The sequence below is a fragment of the Halorussus marinus genome (assembly GCF_004765795.1).
Taxonomy (GTDB): domain Archaea; phylum Halobacteriota; class Halobacteria; order Halobacteriales; family Haladaptataceae; genus Halorussus; species Halorussus marinus.
Genome location: NZ_SBIV01000004.1, coordinates 259,197 through 274,668 on the forward strand (window position 1 = coordinate 259,197; position 15,472 = coordinate 274,668).

At 52.3% G+C, this 15,472-nt stretch carries 11 protein-coding genes and 2 pseudogenes; 8 read left to right on the top strand and 5 right to left on the bottom strand.

The features are described 5' to 3' along the window. Positions 1-334 precede the first annotated feature (334 nt). The 5 genes and pseudogenes from EPY72_RS10420 to EPY72_RS10440 all read left to right on the top strand — a co-directional run. Positions 335-810: pseudogene (locus EPY72_RS10420) on the top strand (DDE-type integrase/transposase/recombinase); the annotation flags it as partial. Between the two features lie 54 nt (positions 811-864). Continuing rightward, a complete protein-coding gene (locus tag EPY72_RS10425; RefSeq protein WP_135806363.1) occupies positions 865-2,034 on the top strand; it encodes an IS4 family transposase in 1,170 nt (389 codons plus the stop codon). Between the two features lie 215 nt (positions 2,035-2,249). Next, positions 2,250-2,423: pseudogene (locus EPY72_RS10430) on the top strand (integrase core domain-containing protein); the annotation flags it as partial. 377 nt (positions 2,424-2,800) lie between these two features. Further along, on the top strand, positions 2,801-3,451 hold the full coding sequence (locus EPY72_RS10435; RefSeq protein ID WP_135806364.1) for a hypothetical protein: 651 nt from the start codon (positions 2,801-2,803) through the stop codon (positions 3,449-3,451). Between the two features lie 5 nt (positions 3,452-3,456). Further along, entirely contained in the window at positions 3,457-4,581 is a 1,125-nt protein-coding gene (locus EPY72_RS10440; protein ID WP_135806365.1) for a glycosyltransferase family 4 protein, read from the top strand. Between the two features lie 10 nt (positions 4,582-4,591). On the opposite strand, the gene EPY72_RS10445 is transcribed toward EPY72_RS10440, so the two are convergent. The 3 genes from EPY72_RS10445 to EPY72_RS10455 form a co-directional block, all read right to left on the bottom strand. Then, positions 4,592-6,043: an oligosaccharide flippase family protein gene (locus EPY72_RS10445; RefSeq protein WP_135806366.1), complete on the bottom strand. Its 1,452-nt coding sequence runs from the start codon at positions 6,041-6,043 to the stop codon at positions 4,592-4,594. Next, the gene (locus EPY72_RS10450; protein ID WP_168216023.1) at positions 6,033-7,460 is read right to left on the bottom strand and encodes an O-antigen polymerase; all 1,428 of its coding nucleotides are present in this window, start codon (positions 7,458-7,460) and stop codon (positions 6,033-6,035) included. The genes EPY72_RS10445 and EPY72_RS10450 overlap by 11 nt, the downstream gene beginning before the upstream one ends. 62 nt (positions 7,461-7,522) lie before the next feature. After that, positions 7,523-8,689, bottom strand: coding sequence for a glycosyltransferase family 4 protein (locus EPY72_RS10455; RefSeq protein WP_135806368.1), 1,167 nt, complete (start codon positions 8,687-8,689; stop codon positions 7,523-7,525). Positions 8,690-8,835: 146 nt separating this feature from the next. Between EPY72_RS10455 and EPY72_RS10460 the strand changes: the two genes are divergently transcribed. Continuing rightward, on the top strand, positions 8,836-10,287 hold the full coding sequence (locus EPY72_RS10460) for a sulfatase (protein ID WP_135806369.1): 1,452 nt from the start codon (positions 8,836-8,838) through the stop codon (positions 10,285-10,287). Here the strand turns inward: EPY72_RS10460 and EPY72_RS10465 are convergent. Further along, the gene (locus EPY72_RS10465; RefSeq protein WP_135806370.1) at positions 10,281-11,378 is read right to left on the bottom strand and encodes a glycosyltransferase family 4 protein; all 1,098 of its coding nucleotides are present in this window, start codon (positions 11,376-11,378) and stop codon (positions 10,281-10,283) included. The genes EPY72_RS10460 and EPY72_RS10465 overlap by 7 nt on opposite strands. Before the next feature lie 224 nt (positions 11,379-11,602). Here EPY72_RS10465 and EPY72_RS10470 point away from each other — a divergent pair, with 224 nt between their 5' ends. After that, complete coding sequence (locus EPY72_RS10470; RefSeq protein ID WP_135806371.1) at positions 11,603-12,580, top strand: NAD-dependent epimerase/dehydratase family protein; 978 nt, start codon at positions 11,603-11,605, stop codon at positions 12,578-12,580. Continuing rightward, complete coding sequence (locus EPY72_RS10475; protein ID WP_135806372.1) at positions 12,577-13,944, top strand: nucleotide sugar dehydrogenase; 1,368 nt, start codon at positions 12,577-12,579, stop codon at positions 13,942-13,944. The genes EPY72_RS10470 and EPY72_RS10475 overlap by 4 nt, the downstream gene beginning before the upstream one ends. Positions 13,945-13,995: 51 nt before the next feature. Here the strand turns inward: EPY72_RS10475 and EPY72_RS10480 are convergent, their stop codons facing one another. Next, positions 13,996-15,417, bottom strand: a complete 1,422-nt coding sequence (locus EPY72_RS10480) for a sugar transferase (RefSeq protein ID WP_135806373.1) — start codon at positions 15,415-15,417, stop codon at positions 13,996-13,998. Between the last annotated feature and the right edge of the window lie 55 nt (positions 15,418-15,472).

Below are 15,472 nucleotides of genomic sequence, written 5' to 3' on the forward strand. Positions count from 1 at the left end.
TACGTGCGCGACGGCTCCGCAGCCTCGTTTGACTGTTCCGGCTGTGATGCCGTTCACTGTCTCCGATTCGTTGCCAAAAGGTTTGATTGTGGCTGTCGTGGTTGTCTGTTTGCCCGGAAAAATGTTGCCGTTTCGATTGATGACCAGTAATGTGTGAGTATCCGTGAGGATTGAGAGTGTTTGACCGAGTCGGACCGGGCGGCCGAAGAACTCCCGCTGATCGTTCAGATACACCGTCTAATAATTTACACCGAGAGCGACGCGTTTCTTCTGGGCGCACTGTCTAGTTGAGCCAGTTTGAGGAACGAGCAGGCCGTTGAGTTTCTTGATCAAGATGCTCGCAGACCTGCTCAAACGGAACGTAGAGACGGACTTAGAAGAAACTGGGGAGGATAAACGGACGGCGGCGCCCGTTAGGGCGTTCGCCGTCCGGCTTCACGAAACAGGCTGTTCGCTTCGGGAAACAACAGTAATTTGTCGGTCTTAGACGTTCAACGGTCTCACGGAGCGGTCTGGAGGTGGGTGCATCTGCTGGCTGACAGCGGGTCGCGGTTGACGAGACCGCTGTCAAGATTAACGGTGAGTGGTCTTGGGTGTATGCTGCAATCGACATCGAGACAAAGGTACTGCTCGATGTCGCGTTGTTTGGGCGGCGTGGCACTGACCCAGCAGCTACGTCTGCATCAACTCACCGAGAAATACGATCTCTCGGATGCAACGTTTCTCGTCGATGGTTACGTCTATCTGACTGCCGTCTTACGGTTAAGATTGATCAATCGGCTCGACTACACTGACCGAAACCACGTCGAAAACTGTGCCGTTTCGAGTAGTTAAATCCGGCGCGAGCGCGTCATATTCGGTTTGATGGGAACACAGATTGACTCACCGATCGACAGTTCATCTCCATCATCCGTCGGGGCTGAGTTCTACTCGCTGCTCGACGCAGTCGACAGCGAGTCTATAGCCGATGATTTCGAGATCGGCACCTACACCGCCAAACACGACTTTGTCAACCATCTCAAAGTCGCCGTCTTCGAGGGTGTACACCCATCCGACTCGCTCGACGAGCTCGCTGAGAGAACGGACACGCACGATGAGTTAGAGTACATGGCTGGCTCGACCTTCTCTCGACTGACGAACGACCGCGACTACCGCGCGGTCGTTCGTCTCTTCTTCGAGCTACTCCACTCACCTCAGCTCTACCACCAACGTGGTGTCCAACGCAAACAACTCGACTGGCTAGAGCGAGCTGTTGTGGCGACTGATTCCACGAATCTCACCCTTACCCGGTCGGTCGCAGTCCCTAGCGAGAGCCGTGCTACCGAGATTTTGCACGTGATAGAACCAGGTGAGAAGGGCCTTCATTTCAATCTTGCCGCACGCGTTGACGGCAACGCCAAGCATCCGCTTGGCGTGACGCTCACGCCAGGCGTGATGCGGGAACCGACTCAGTTCGACCATCTCCAGAGCGATGTCGAGGTCTTTGCAGACCTCGACTCGCCGATTCACGTGTTCGATCGTGGCTATCTCGATTACGAGCGATTCTGCTCACTCAAGAAGCAAAACAAGGACTTCATTTGTCCGCTCCAGACAGACGCGCGCGTCGACGTCCTGGAACACGTCCAGGACGTCGAGATTACCGACGAACAGGGGACACGACACCTCCGCGATGAACGAATCGAGCTCGCTGAGACCAACGAAGAATTCCGCCGCATCGTCTTCGAAGACGTCGATAGCGAAGAACTCGCGTACCTGACGACGTTGTCGTCAGGATACGCTCCCGTAGAGGTGATCAGCATCTACACGCTTCGAACCATGGTCGAAATCCTCTTTCGAGAACTGAAACAGTACACGAATATTGAGAATTTCCACTCACAGTCGCTGAATGGCGTCTTATTCAAGATATTCTGTACGTTGATTGGGTATGTGCTTGTCGAGTGGTTCCGGCAACGCCACCCCCTGCAGGGTGGCGTGCCGGGAACGATTCGCACAATCCGAACGCGGTGGAACACGTCGCTGCGAACCTATGGCTGAATACGTCTCGCGGCGATTGGAGCGCCGCCGCTCCAGCGGCGGCACTCCTCAGTCGGTTAGTTTCTCGTCAACATCCGGGAGCTGATCCGAGATGGACGCCCTCTCTCCAGGTTGTTCTTCCTGAGAATGTTGTGCTGCTCGAGCACAGATACGGTCGTCGACTCGAATCTATTGCGTCGCTTGCTCGGTGACTTTATCAACTCGAAATGGGACAGGTCGAAAAGTGGTTTCACACCCCCAAGATGCGGATCGACCGCTTCCACAACTCAGGGGTGGGCAGTCAGGCGAGCGTCCGCGAGTAGCTTGAACAGTTTGTGCATTACTATAATCGGCAGCGACCGCACCAAGTACTCGACGGAAGGACACTAACTGAGGAGGTGCTGAACTAGGCAGTGAGCTTCTGGGTAATTAGAATCCAAAAGTACTTATTCATACAGCAGTAGATGACAAGTAATCAATGGCAATCGTTCCTTCCCCTCGCTCCATCTCACGCTTCGTACTTGACGTTACGGATAGGGTCCAAACGGACGGAAAATCAGGATTAACATGGGCGGGACTTCGAGCGTATCAGCGACTCTGCGTCGACAATTTTCCAGAGCTATTTGACTATCCATGGACAAATGCTTTTAAACGTGATTGGGATGTCCTTATTCTTCTTGACGCTTGTCGACTTGACTTACTCCAAGACGTCGAAACCCAGTACGACTTCCTAAAAAATGCACAGCAAGATTCAGTGTATTCACCAAGTGGACTCTCGCATGGATGGATGGAAGCTACGATAACGGAAGATGTTATTAATACTATAATAAAATCCACGTATATTACTGGAAACCCTCACACAGAATTTGTTGAGATGACAAACCAGTTTGCTCAACTTGACGAAGCATGGCGTAATGACTGGGACGATAGTTTAGGAACAATTCCAGCGAGACCACTCACTAACCGTGCTATTTGGTATTGGCGGAACACGGATACTGACCGGATGATCGTCCACTATATGCAACCACACTTCCCCTCTATTCCGTGTATTGAGATAGGTTCTGAGTTGAGTATAGATAAAATTGGATCTGAATGGAAAAATAGCGTTTGGGATAGACTGCGAAAAAATGAACTCACTTATGAGCGGGTCTGGGACGCATATAAACAAAACTTAGAATATGTTCTCGATGACGTCCAACTCCTCCTTGAAAATATTGACGCTCAACAAGTAGTAATCAGTGCAGACCACGGTAACGCTATCGGAGAATACGGTTTCTACGGCCATGGGAAGATACCACTCACCTGCGTTAGAGAAGTTCCATGGTACGAAGTATCTGCCACAGATGATAGAACACACGAACCCCCGAAACCAAATCGGAACCCTGAGGATAGTGTCGGAACTAAATCTAAGCTACGCTCACTAGGTTACCTTGAATAACCACCATGAAATTGTCAGTTCTCCACTTAACTAATAATCTAAAAAGTGGAGCAATTCCACACACTATTATTGAGCTCTCCCCACACCTCTCAAAAGAGTTCAACATATTTGCGGGCGGGCTTCTGGCAGGAAGTGATGCCCGAGTTAACGAAGAAGTAATTAATGAGTTAGAAGAGGTAGGAGTGACCCCACTACGATTCCAGTTTGACGTAAAACCGTTCTACAAGGCCATTCGTGAATTATATAATTCATTAGAATGTATAGATATATTACATACACATCTCGTCCGATCCGGCATCTTTGGGCGTGTTCTTGGCAATATCGCCGGTACACCCTGTATAGTTTCAACTGAACAGTCTGTGCATACGGCTGACCAATACAATAAGAAACAGCGCTTTCTAAACAGTGTAACACTTCCACTCGCAGATTATGTAGTACCCATCTCATCAGCAGTAGAGAAATCGTTTAATTGGTGGGTGAAGTCAACGATACCTTCAAATCGTCGGAGAATTATTCACAATCCAGTTGATGGTAAAAAGATTCAATCATATCGTGAGGGGTCGATTGCTAGTCCAATTAGACCATTCATTTCGCAATCTTCACCGATTGTAGGTAGCGTAGGCAGACTTGCACCGGTAAAGAACCACGAACTTCTTCTGGACGCTGTTGCACCACTTACTGACCAGTATCCTGACCTTGGAGTCGTACTCGTCGGGGATGGTCCTCTTGAAGCAACTCTTCGTGAACAGGTGCAGCAGTTGGGTATAGAAGATTCGGTGCTATTTACGGGCCGAATCGAACGGAGTATGGTTTACACTCTCCTACACGAATTCGACGTGTTCGGAATGCCATCACTCCACGAAGGACAGGGGATCGCGCTCTGTGAGGCGATGTGCGCTGGGACACCGATTGTAGCGTCAGATATCCCAGTATTTCGTGACATTCTCGGTGACTCGGGACGACTCGTTGACTTCCATGCCGAAGACTGGTCGTCCGAACTTCGTCAAGCAATTTCGGAGAACGACGTAAGAGAGGATCTTCAAGTTCGCGCACAAGAGAAATTTTCCCCGCAAAAGACAGCCGCCTTATATGAAGAAATATATAAAAACTCATTGAGGAACAGTGACTGAGGGGTTGTGATTAACTTGAAATAATATCTCGCAAGGATCTAATTATTAATGTGATCTCGTCTCTAGAAACACCACCGATACCATATAGTATTATAAAGTAAAGTACAGCCGATGAGAGAATGGTGAACCAAATATTCTCGATCCACAACTGTCTGGCCAGGATATACATGAGGATGGCCGCGGTTCCAATCTTATTGACACCGGGAAAATGACTGTGAATTCCTAATTTCGAGCGAGACCATAATAGGATCACTGACAATACTAGCAGATATGAAACAACCGTCGTGATTACTGCTCCGAATAAGCCGAGTATCGGGATGAGGATAGCATTCAGGATGACGTTAATTACTGCGCCAGAGAACCGAATAGAGGCTATCCTCTTCGGGGATTCTGCCGCAAAAAACAAACTACTATAAAGACGAATCAGACTCCAAAGTGCTATGCCTATCCCGAGAGCAGGCAAAAGGTTCGCTGCCTGGACTGCGATTGACTCAGGTGCGATTAATCTTAGCAGAGACTCTCCTACAAGGAGGAATCCCAAGATTGAGGGGACACAAAGCGTTAGAAAATACCGCACGCCAGAGTTGAGGTATTGAATCGCCCTCTGACTTTCTCCGTCTTCCCAGAGGTTACTAAATTCGGGGAAAAATGAATTATTCAGCGGGAGTGCGAACAGGAGTATGAGGTTAGAAACTTTGTATGCAGTAGTGTAAACACCAACTGCGGTCGGCCCAAGGAAATAGCCAATGAGAAGTCGATCTGCACGGCTTAGAAATCCGCTCGAAACCTGACTAATCATAAATAGTGCTGAGTAATCAAATATACCTGGAATAGTTTGGAATTTAGGTACAGTGATTCCGATTCTCCGAATGACATCCGCCTGTAAAATAAGGAAAAAACAAATTTCTATGCCAATGATAGCAGTAACGACATCAGATAAGGATCCTGACATTATTACAACAATATAACTCACCATGCCTATCGTCACATACGTTTTCAAACCGTCTATGATCGAATAGAGTTTCAAAAACCTAGACGACTTGTAATAGTTTTTGACTATTCTGTTTAGGATACTAAGTGGCACAAGAACTGAACCCATCTGATACATTGCAGTATACTCTGTGTCTCCTAACGTCAGAGTTGAGATCTGACTTGAGTAAAAATAAAGAATCGCAGATATAGCGAACCCTATTAATGCAACAAAAGCTAATACGTCAAAATATATAATACATTTTTCTTTTTTATCTGTGCATCGCTGGAAATATCTGATGAGACCAGCATGGAGCCCTAGCCCAAATATTCCTGCAAATAAATTTGTGACGACAAGGAGCTGAGCGTAGGCTCCATAGGCGCTGGTACCGAGATAAAATGTGATAATGGGTATGAAGAAAATACCACGTCCTTTTTGTGCTATCTTAACAACTGTAGAAACAATAACATCTGATATTATCTTATCTTTCATTTTTATTTCTATAATATATAAAAATAATAGGAGAAAGTAATAATAAATGGTTCGAAATCAACCAGAGAGCATTATTACCTAACTCTCCAGAGGCTACCGAGGCAAGACAGACACTGTACACAAGTAAAAAAACAGGAGAGTGGCGGTTCTTTACGAGAGTCTGGTAGAGAAGTCGAAGTGTGAACCCAAATAAGAGTGCTCCAACAATGATAGCAACGAGGCCACCATCAACGTATAACCGACCAATCATTCCGGGAGGTCTTCCACCATTTGCATCTGGACGGAATATTCTTCGAATTAATGAACCCACCGTAAGTACCGGTTTATCGGGCCAGACTGATCGAGGAATATAGTTGAGTGGAACTCGGAAAACAAATGTCCCCCAGAAGTACCCAATCTGTTCCGGAACAATTGATACTGTTACGAGGAGGTTATCTAAGTGACTATTATGGATGCCGAAGGTCAATATTTCGATGAGCCTGGCAGTATCGAACGACCCCGTTAGATCTCCCCCACTACGAAGACCACCCGAAACGACCGTACCGATTCCGATAAGTACGCCGAGCACTGGGAGTGACAACTGCTTCACTCGACGGTGTAAGCGATCAGCAGTGAAGTGGATATGACCCGACTTCGTTTCGAGAACGGGATATATATGCACGTAGTACATCATAATAACTGAGATTAATATTATCAGAATAACCTGTCCGCGACCTCCTAATAGGAAGAAGAAACCAGAAATAGGAATGAGTGGAAGTAAGTGCGCGATCCCTGTTCGATTCCCGTCAATAAGCGTCCCAGTTATCCAAACAAGATAACCAATGTACATCGAACGGGCACCCAACTTGAAATGCGTCGCTCCATCGAACACGTTACTTCGCGGTTCCATCGTCGTATAGAGATATAAGAGGTTCCAATCAAGTGCAGACGCCACGAGTAGGATGTAGGACAACGTACCAAAGACCATGTACAGTAATCCAGCACGGCGGAACATCGTTCCGTCGTGGTCCCCGGAATCAGAAAAGAAAGTAGGTACCGTAATCCACCGCTCGATTTTAAAGTAATAGCCAATCAGCAACATCCCGTAGAATAGCACGTATAGTACTGAAACAATGAAAAACGCCGTAGAAAACTCCCAAGAAACCCACTTAGGATATCTAAAGTAGGGGTCTTGGAGATACACACGATCGAATATCGCTACGGTGGTCATGAACATAAATATTGAATAAAATACAATTGGTTCGAAGATATCGAACGTACCTCGAATGAGAGAAACAACGGTCGGAATCGCACAAACTAGAAAGAGTAATGCAATCAGCACAGATTGTAAGCCAAAGAAAAAGGAAAGGAGACCGCTAAGTGTACCGACTACTACGGCTACAAGTGCGACAGACACGTTCCGGTATTTGCCCTCCACAGCTGTATTCATTGAGCGTCCTTGGTTAGTAACATGCTTGTTTCTAGGAATACTGTTTCTAACTACGTGGCAAGGGATTCGAGCAATTTCTCATATCGTTCGACATAGCGTCCCATAGAGTACTCCTGAACAATATGTTCGCGCCCAGAAGTCCCAAGATCAGTCGCATACCCGGGGTTTTCGATGAGCGTTCCTAATGCTTGCGTTATCGATTGGGCATTTCCAGGTTCGACAAGTAATCCCGTTTCACCGTCTTGAACGACCTCGCTAGTGCCACCGACGTCAGTAGCAACGACAGGACGCTCCATGGCGAGAGCCTCCCGTACAGCACCGGGTATCCCTTCACCAAACGACGGCAGCACAAACACGTCAAGGTCGTCGAGAAACGTGGGCATGTCTTCAACCCAACCGACAAAGGTCACGATATCATCTATTCCCTTTTCCTTTACTCTATTCTCAAGTCGTTGTTTATATGGGCTATCACTGACATTTGGTGGCTTACCAGCAATTCGCAGTTCGATACTCATGCCATTTTTGTACAGATCTTCAATTGCTTCGATGAGATACTCAATTCCCTTCCTTTCGGAAAGCACAGCAGCAGTTCCAATCACTGTCGGGAATTCCCCAGGACTTGGTTGTTTTGATGGAGAAAACTCATCCACATCTATTCCTTTATGGAAAAAAGTGAATTTATTACTATAAGTATTTTGTTGTCTATTTGTAAATACTTGGTCCGCTTGCTCTTCGTACTCCATGAATACAGTATCTGCGACTCGTAGTCCCAGTTCATTCAGATATGCCATTTTACCCTTTGATTGGAGTCCGAGCCCGATATTCCAGATGATAGATGCATCTACAACGAATGTATTTGGGACGAGAGTAAGGACTTCACGAATGTTTTTACACCATATAACATCAGATTTCTTAAGTAAATATTTAGCCTCAACGTTAAATTGGAAAATCCGAGCCCCTGTTTTCATCACCTTAGCGGGTGAGAACGAAAGTAGCTCTCGATTATATGTGTCTAATATCCCACGAAAGGGAACGATTTCGACTTCGATTCCTTGTTCTGCTGCACGTTGGCATAACTCATCAGAAGACTGCGAAAGAACAATTGGAAGAAACTTGTCTCGATCAATTGATGTTAGTAATCGGAGGAGCATCTGCGATGCACCACCAAATGATTCGTAAGCAGTGTGGAAAAAAAGGACGGTCGTACGGTCACTCATTGTAATGGCTCCTCTGCACCTGTAATACTTTACTTTAAGGATTTGAGTCGATGACTCACCCATCTGAATATCGTTACGTCTAAATCCCGTTAGTTGGTTTAATGCTAGCTGAACGCTTAGACAAACCCACCTAAAATCGCTGACTCATGAATTCTCCTAACATCGTACTAGTGGTGATGGATACTGCCTGCGCTAATGAAATAATACCACAAAATGCACCGAATATAACGGATATCGCAAAGTCAGGAACCCAATTCTCAAACACATTTGCTACTGCTCCATGGACACTTCCTTCCCATGCAGGGCTCTTCACTGGAACTTACTCATCGAAGCATGGCGCACATGCAGGCCACAAACAACTGAACGGAAGGTTGGCAACACTTGGAGAAACCTTCCATTCCGCATCATACGAAACCATTGCAATTTCGAATAATACGTGGATCAACGACGAGTTTGGATTTGGGCAGGGATTCAAGACGTTCTACAAGACATGGCAATACCTCCAGTCGGACGTGGATCTCACAGAAACTATCCGTAAAACCGAAGGGTGGGGGAAAATCCAAGCCGTTGCTTCAGAAATTATCGGAGGAAATCCTTTCATCAATTTCGTGAACGCAGCATACCGAAAGTTCGTGCGAAAAAGCGACGATTACGGCGCGAAGCGAACCAACCGGTGGATTTCCAACTGGCTCGACGACCGCGACACCCACCGACCGTTCTTACTCTTCGTGAACTACCTCGAACCGCATCTCGAATACCAGCCGCCGAAGGCACACGCCGAGCGGTTCCTCCCGGACGGCTGTCCCTTCGAGGAAGCGATGGAGGTCCCACAGGACGCCTGGGGGTACATCGCAGGGAACGTTGAAATGTCCGAAAGTGACTTCGAGATACTTCGCGCACTGTACCGAGCCGAGATCTCGTATCTGGACCAGCGAATTGGAGAACTGCGTGACGAACTGATAGAGAGGGGTGAGTGGGAAGACACCGTGTTCGTCGTCACGGGTGACCACGGTGAAAACATAGGAGACCACGGTCTCATGGATCACCAGTACTGCCTCTACGATACGCTGCTCCACGTTCCGCTGGTCATCAACGGCGGCCCCTTCGAAGGCGGCGGAACCGTCGACGACCTCGTTCAACTCGTGGACCTCGCACCGACGCTACTGGACGTCGCGGACATCGACGCACACGAGATGCGAGCCCAGTTCCAAGGGCAATCGTTCCACCCGGACGCGGACCCGACCCGCGACCACGTAATCGCGGAGTACATGGCTCCCCAACCATCGATGGACGCGCTCGAAAAACGCGTCGGGACACTCCCCGAATCGGTGCGAACCTACGACCGCTCGCTTCGCGCAATTCGGACGGAAGACCACAAACTCATACGCGGTTCGGACGGGTCGCGAGAGTGCTACCGAATTGGTGAGGATCCGAAGGAGACGACCGACTGTAGCAACGAGGATCCCGACTGGGCGTCCACGCTCGAAGCCGACCTCGACGACTGGCTCGGTTCGTTCGAACACGCCACCGTCGATGGATCGGTCGCGATGAAAGACGACACGAAACGACAACTCGAGGATCTCGGGTACCTTCAGTGAACGAGCGACCGTAGTTGGCTTGTCGTTTGCTCGACCGTCGTCTCCCATTCTTGAACGCCCGCAACCGACGTTGGGACCTCGTCGGTTTCGAGCCAGTTGTTGACGCTTCGAGCGAACGCTTCCGTTGACTTGATGTCGACCAGTTCGCCGCGCCCATCGACGAGCTCACGGAGCTGGTCCAACTGCGAACACACTGCTGGAACTCCCGACGCCATCGCTTCCAGCACTGTCCGCGGTAGTCCCTCGGCCCTGCTCGGGAGTACCAGCACGTCTCCGCTCCGATACACTCTCGGCATCTCGTCGTAGGGGACGTGTCCGAGGAAGTAAACGGACTCCGAAATACCAAGTTTGGCAACGAGTTCCTCAAGGGTTCCGCGCAGCGGGCCATCGCCGCACAGGTACAGGTTGATCTCTGGGTGTTGCTCCTGAAGGCGAGCCACTGCCCTAATCGCGTCTTCGGGTCGCTTACCTTTCACTAATCGACCCACGAACAGCACCACTAAGCTCTCACTTTCGATCAAATCGCTCTTTGGTCCGTCCGGCGTGAACCGCTGAGTGTCGATTCCGTTTGGAACAACTTCGATCCGCGAGCGCACTCCTAAATCCCGCACGCGTCGTTTGTCTGTCTCTGTGTAACAGAACACCACGTCCGCCTGCTCGAACGTCCACCGACCCAGCGTCCGGAGATACGCGTCGAACACCCGCTCTGTCGCAGACTGCGAGTACAGACCGTGATTCGTGATCGCGAGCGGAACATCTCCCAGTCGTCGCTTTAGCGCGGCCAAGTTCGTCGAGAAGTACAGATGCGAGTGAGCGTGAATTACGTCGAACTCTTCCCCATCGATACCCCACAGATACCGCGCAACGGCCGGGGAGATGTCGTTACCAGCAATCGTCACGCCCGGCGAGAGGCGAACTACCGTGTAACCGCACGTTTCCTCGACCGAGGGTAGGTCGGGGCCCTCTTTCGTCGTCAACACTGTCACGTCGTGGCCCATCTCGGCCTGGTCTCGGCTCATGGCGTGGACATGGTACTGTCCGCCACCCTTGGTATCGGGGTACAACTTCTGTGCGACGCGAAGGATCCGCATTTGCTGTTCGGTTGCTAGTATGCAGGTATCAACGTGACGATGTACATCAGTACTACACATGCTCTCGACTGGATTAGACCGCGCCACAGGAGGTGGACCCGGAATAGGAACCTTGATATGGAGTCATTCAACTACGTCTTATCGTTGATTAATCACGGAACCCTCTACAGCAGGTATGGCCTACTGACCGTAGCTGTAGGAAACAAATGGACGGAGGATATTACATGAGCATTCTCATTACTGGTGGGTCAGGTTTCATCGGCTCTCACCTCGCCGATCACCTACTCGACGAGTCGAACGACAAAATACTCGTCTTGGACGACTTTTCGACCGGGGATGCCGGTAACCTCGACCACCTCGACACTGACCGAGTTGAGGTCCGCGACGGAGATATCCGTGACGCCGAGACCGTCCGCGAGACAGTCGGCGACGCCGACGCCGTCTACCACCTCGCAGCCGCAGTCGGCGTGCAGAACATCGTCGAGAATCCGCTTAACTCCCTGAAGACGAATCTCGAGGGAACCGAGAACGTCCTCGAAGCCGCAGCCGAAGACCGAACCCCGGTCTTCCTTGCCTCCTCGTCGGAGGTGTACGGCAAGTCCGAGGACGTACCTTTCAGCGAGTCCGACGACGCCGTCTACGGCCCGACGACGACGACTCGCTGGGGCTACGCGACCGCGAAGGCGACCGACGAATTCCTTGCCCTCGCCTACGCCGACGAACGTGACCTTCCGGTCGTCATCGGTCGGTACTTCAACATCGTCGGCCCGCGACAGACCGGGCAGTACGGGATGGTGATCCCGACGTTCGTCGAGCAGGCGCTCGCGGGCGAGGACCTCACCGTCTACGGCGACGGCACCCAGACACGGAGTTTCACCCACGTCGCGGACGCGGTCGAACTCACCCACGAACTCCTTGAAAACGAGGACGCCCACGGTGAGATCTTCAACGTCGGCGCACCCGACCCGACGTCCATCAACGACCTCGCCGACCGCGCGATCGAGCTCACCGACTCCGACTCCGAGATCACCCACGTTCCCTTCGAGAAGGTGTACGGCGAGGACTTCGAAGAGCCGGACCAACGTGAACCCGACGTGACGAAACTCCGTGAGACGCTCGGCTGGACTCCGGAGGCGGACCTCGACAGGATCCTGACCGACGTGATCGACGAGCGAACCTCTGAGGAGGTCGTCGCGGAATGACGGACCGTCCAGCAAACGACCTCCAGACGCGACTCCAAGACCGAGACGCGCGAATCGGCGTCATCGGCCTCGGCTACGTCGGTCTTCCCCTGAGCCTCGAATTCACGAATGCAGGCTACTCAGTCGCTGGTTTCGACATTGACACCGATCGCGTCGCGTCCCTCAAAGAGGGTCGGAGCTACGTAGACGACGTGTCCGACGACCAACTCTTGACTGCCCTCGACGCGGGGTTCACGCCCGACGACGACCCATCCGTCGTCACCGACTGTGACGCCTACGTACTCGCAGTCCCGACGGGCATCTCGAACGGAGAACCCCAAATGGACGCCGTCGAGAGTGCGACGCGGACGGTCGGCGAGCAGGCTGGCGACCGTGACACCCTCGTCGTCGTTAGCAGCACCGTCTATCCAGGCGCGACGAACGAGGTTGTCGAGCCCACCCTCCACGAGCACTGCGACCCCGACCGAACCCACATTGCGATGGTCCCCGAACGACTCAACCCCGGCGGGGGTGTCCCGGTCGAGGAGATTCCCCTCGTGGTCGGTGCGGACGACGAGACCGCTCGCACCGCTGCCTCCACGCTCTTCCAGGCGTTCGTCACGGACACGCACCCCGTCGATAGCGTGACGACCGCCGAACTGACGAAGACCCTAGAGAACACCTACCGGATGGTGAACACTGCACTCGTCAACGAGCTCACCGCGTTCGCCGAACGGTTCGACGCCGACGTCTGGAACGCCATCGAGGCCGCCTCGACCAAGCCGTTCGGCTTCCAGGCGTTCTATCCCGGTCCCGGCGTCGGCGGCCACTGCATCCCCATCGACCCGCAGTTCCTCACGTGGCGGGCGTCCGAACTCGGCACCGAACTCTCGCTCGTCGACGAGGCCCAGCGCATCAACGAGTGGATGCCCTCGGTCGTGGTCGAGCGAATCGAGCATGTGCTCGCCGAGCGCGGCGTTGAGCCCTGCGAAGCCTCGATCGTCGCCCTCGGACTGGCATACAAAGCCGATGTCGGCGACACCCGCCGCTCGCCAGCGCTCGAGATCTCGGAGCGCCTCGACCACGACGGGAACGTCATCGCGGTCGACCCCCACGTGGACGCGGTCGAGAGCGACCTCGCAGTCGTCAAATCGACGGCCGAGGTTCCCCTTGAGGACGCGGACCTCGTCGTGCTCCTCGTCGATCACGAGGCATTCGATATAGACGCAATCACGGCTCGTACCCCATTGATATTTGACACGCGCGATGCCGTTTCGGTCGACAGTGATGCGGAAGTCGTCACGCTCGGCGATGAGTCCGCTGCACTGAAACAGTCCGTGAAACGACGTGAGGAGGAGCAACTCAACTCGACTCCCCGTCGGTAACTTTGATCCGGGTTTCGTTCGATAACCGTCTCCATTTCTCGATTAGCGCGCCTACTTCTCGCGCTCGTCCGCTCTAATTTCGAGGAGGTCCTCGAACACCTGCCAGAACTGCCGGACCACGATCTCTACGTCGAACCACGGCGACTGCTTGCGGATGTACTCAATGTCGTACCTGATCTTCTCGGCCGGTTCTTTCCCCGTCGCGTCGTTGATCTGCGCGAGCCCGGTCAGTCCCGGTTTGACGAACCATCGCTGTCGCCAGATGTTCACCTCAGATTCGTATTCAGGCTCCAGTTCGGTTATCGCAGGGCGAGGTCCGACGACGCTCATATCGCCGACGAGGATCGACCACAGCTGGGGGATCTCGTCCAAATGGGTCTTCCGGAGGAACTCGCCAAGGGGCGTCTTCCGATCTCGTTCGATAGCTAAACTCACCTTCTCCTCTGGCTCCGGCTTGAGCGTCCGGAACTTGTATATCTGAAAGGTATCTCCGAATCGATACGTCCGCTCTTGCGTGTAGAACACGGGACCGTGTCCCTCGATTTTGATGGCAAGCGCAATGAGCAGGATAATCGGAGAGAGGGCCAGCAGCGCCGTTCCGGCGAACGCCACGTCGAACAGTTGCTTCAGCAACCGGTCCTGCCAGTCCCACGGTTCAAGGTCGATCTCCACGACGGAGTCGTCCGCATCGCCCGGCGTCAGCACGGTGTCGGAGTGCTTGCGGTGGACCATCGCCCTGACGCCGTGTTCGTGGCAGGCGTGGAGCGCGCCGAAGAATTCGGCCCGGTCGGTCCGGTCGAACGCCAACACTGCCGTATCGACATCGTACTCAACGAAGACCTCGTCGAGTTGCGAAAGGCCGTCGAGCCGTTCGACGGCGTCCGGCGACCATCCGCTCCCGTCAGCGACGACGGGGTTCTCGGCGAGTCGGGGGTCCGTCTCGGTCTCATACGGACTCGGCGGCGCGACGTAGCCGACGACCGGCATGTCGATGGCTTCGAGTACCTCTAGTATCTCCTCGATGTCGTCGCCGACTACCACAGCACGTTTGCTACCTGTAGGCCGACGACCGATTGCTACGAACCACGGCGGAAGAACGACTAGCATTGTCATCACGGCCACCCCAAGCGTAGCGCGTGGCAGTCGATACGAGTAGTTTGCATAGCTGATTGCTGCGAGTGCGAATCCCGAGAGAACCACTCGCTTCTGGACGAGCAAGACCGTATCCAGCAACCGCCGTGGACGAGGCTTGAAAAGCGGAACGAAACTCGCCGTGACCATGGCAACTGTAGTTAGAAGGGCTATCACTAGATCGCCCCCTCCTAGTACAACGGGCGATAGTCGTCGCACGAGGGGGATGTGAGTCGTCACCTCCGATTGGACGACGGGGAGGTTACCGACGAGGACGCCGAGCACAGCCGCGGCGACGGTTCCCCCGACGCTCACGACGCGGTACCGGTGACCGGAGACCATCACGCTATCCCCCACACCCAGTCAGCTTAAAAGCTATGAAGTACCGCCTCTGTAT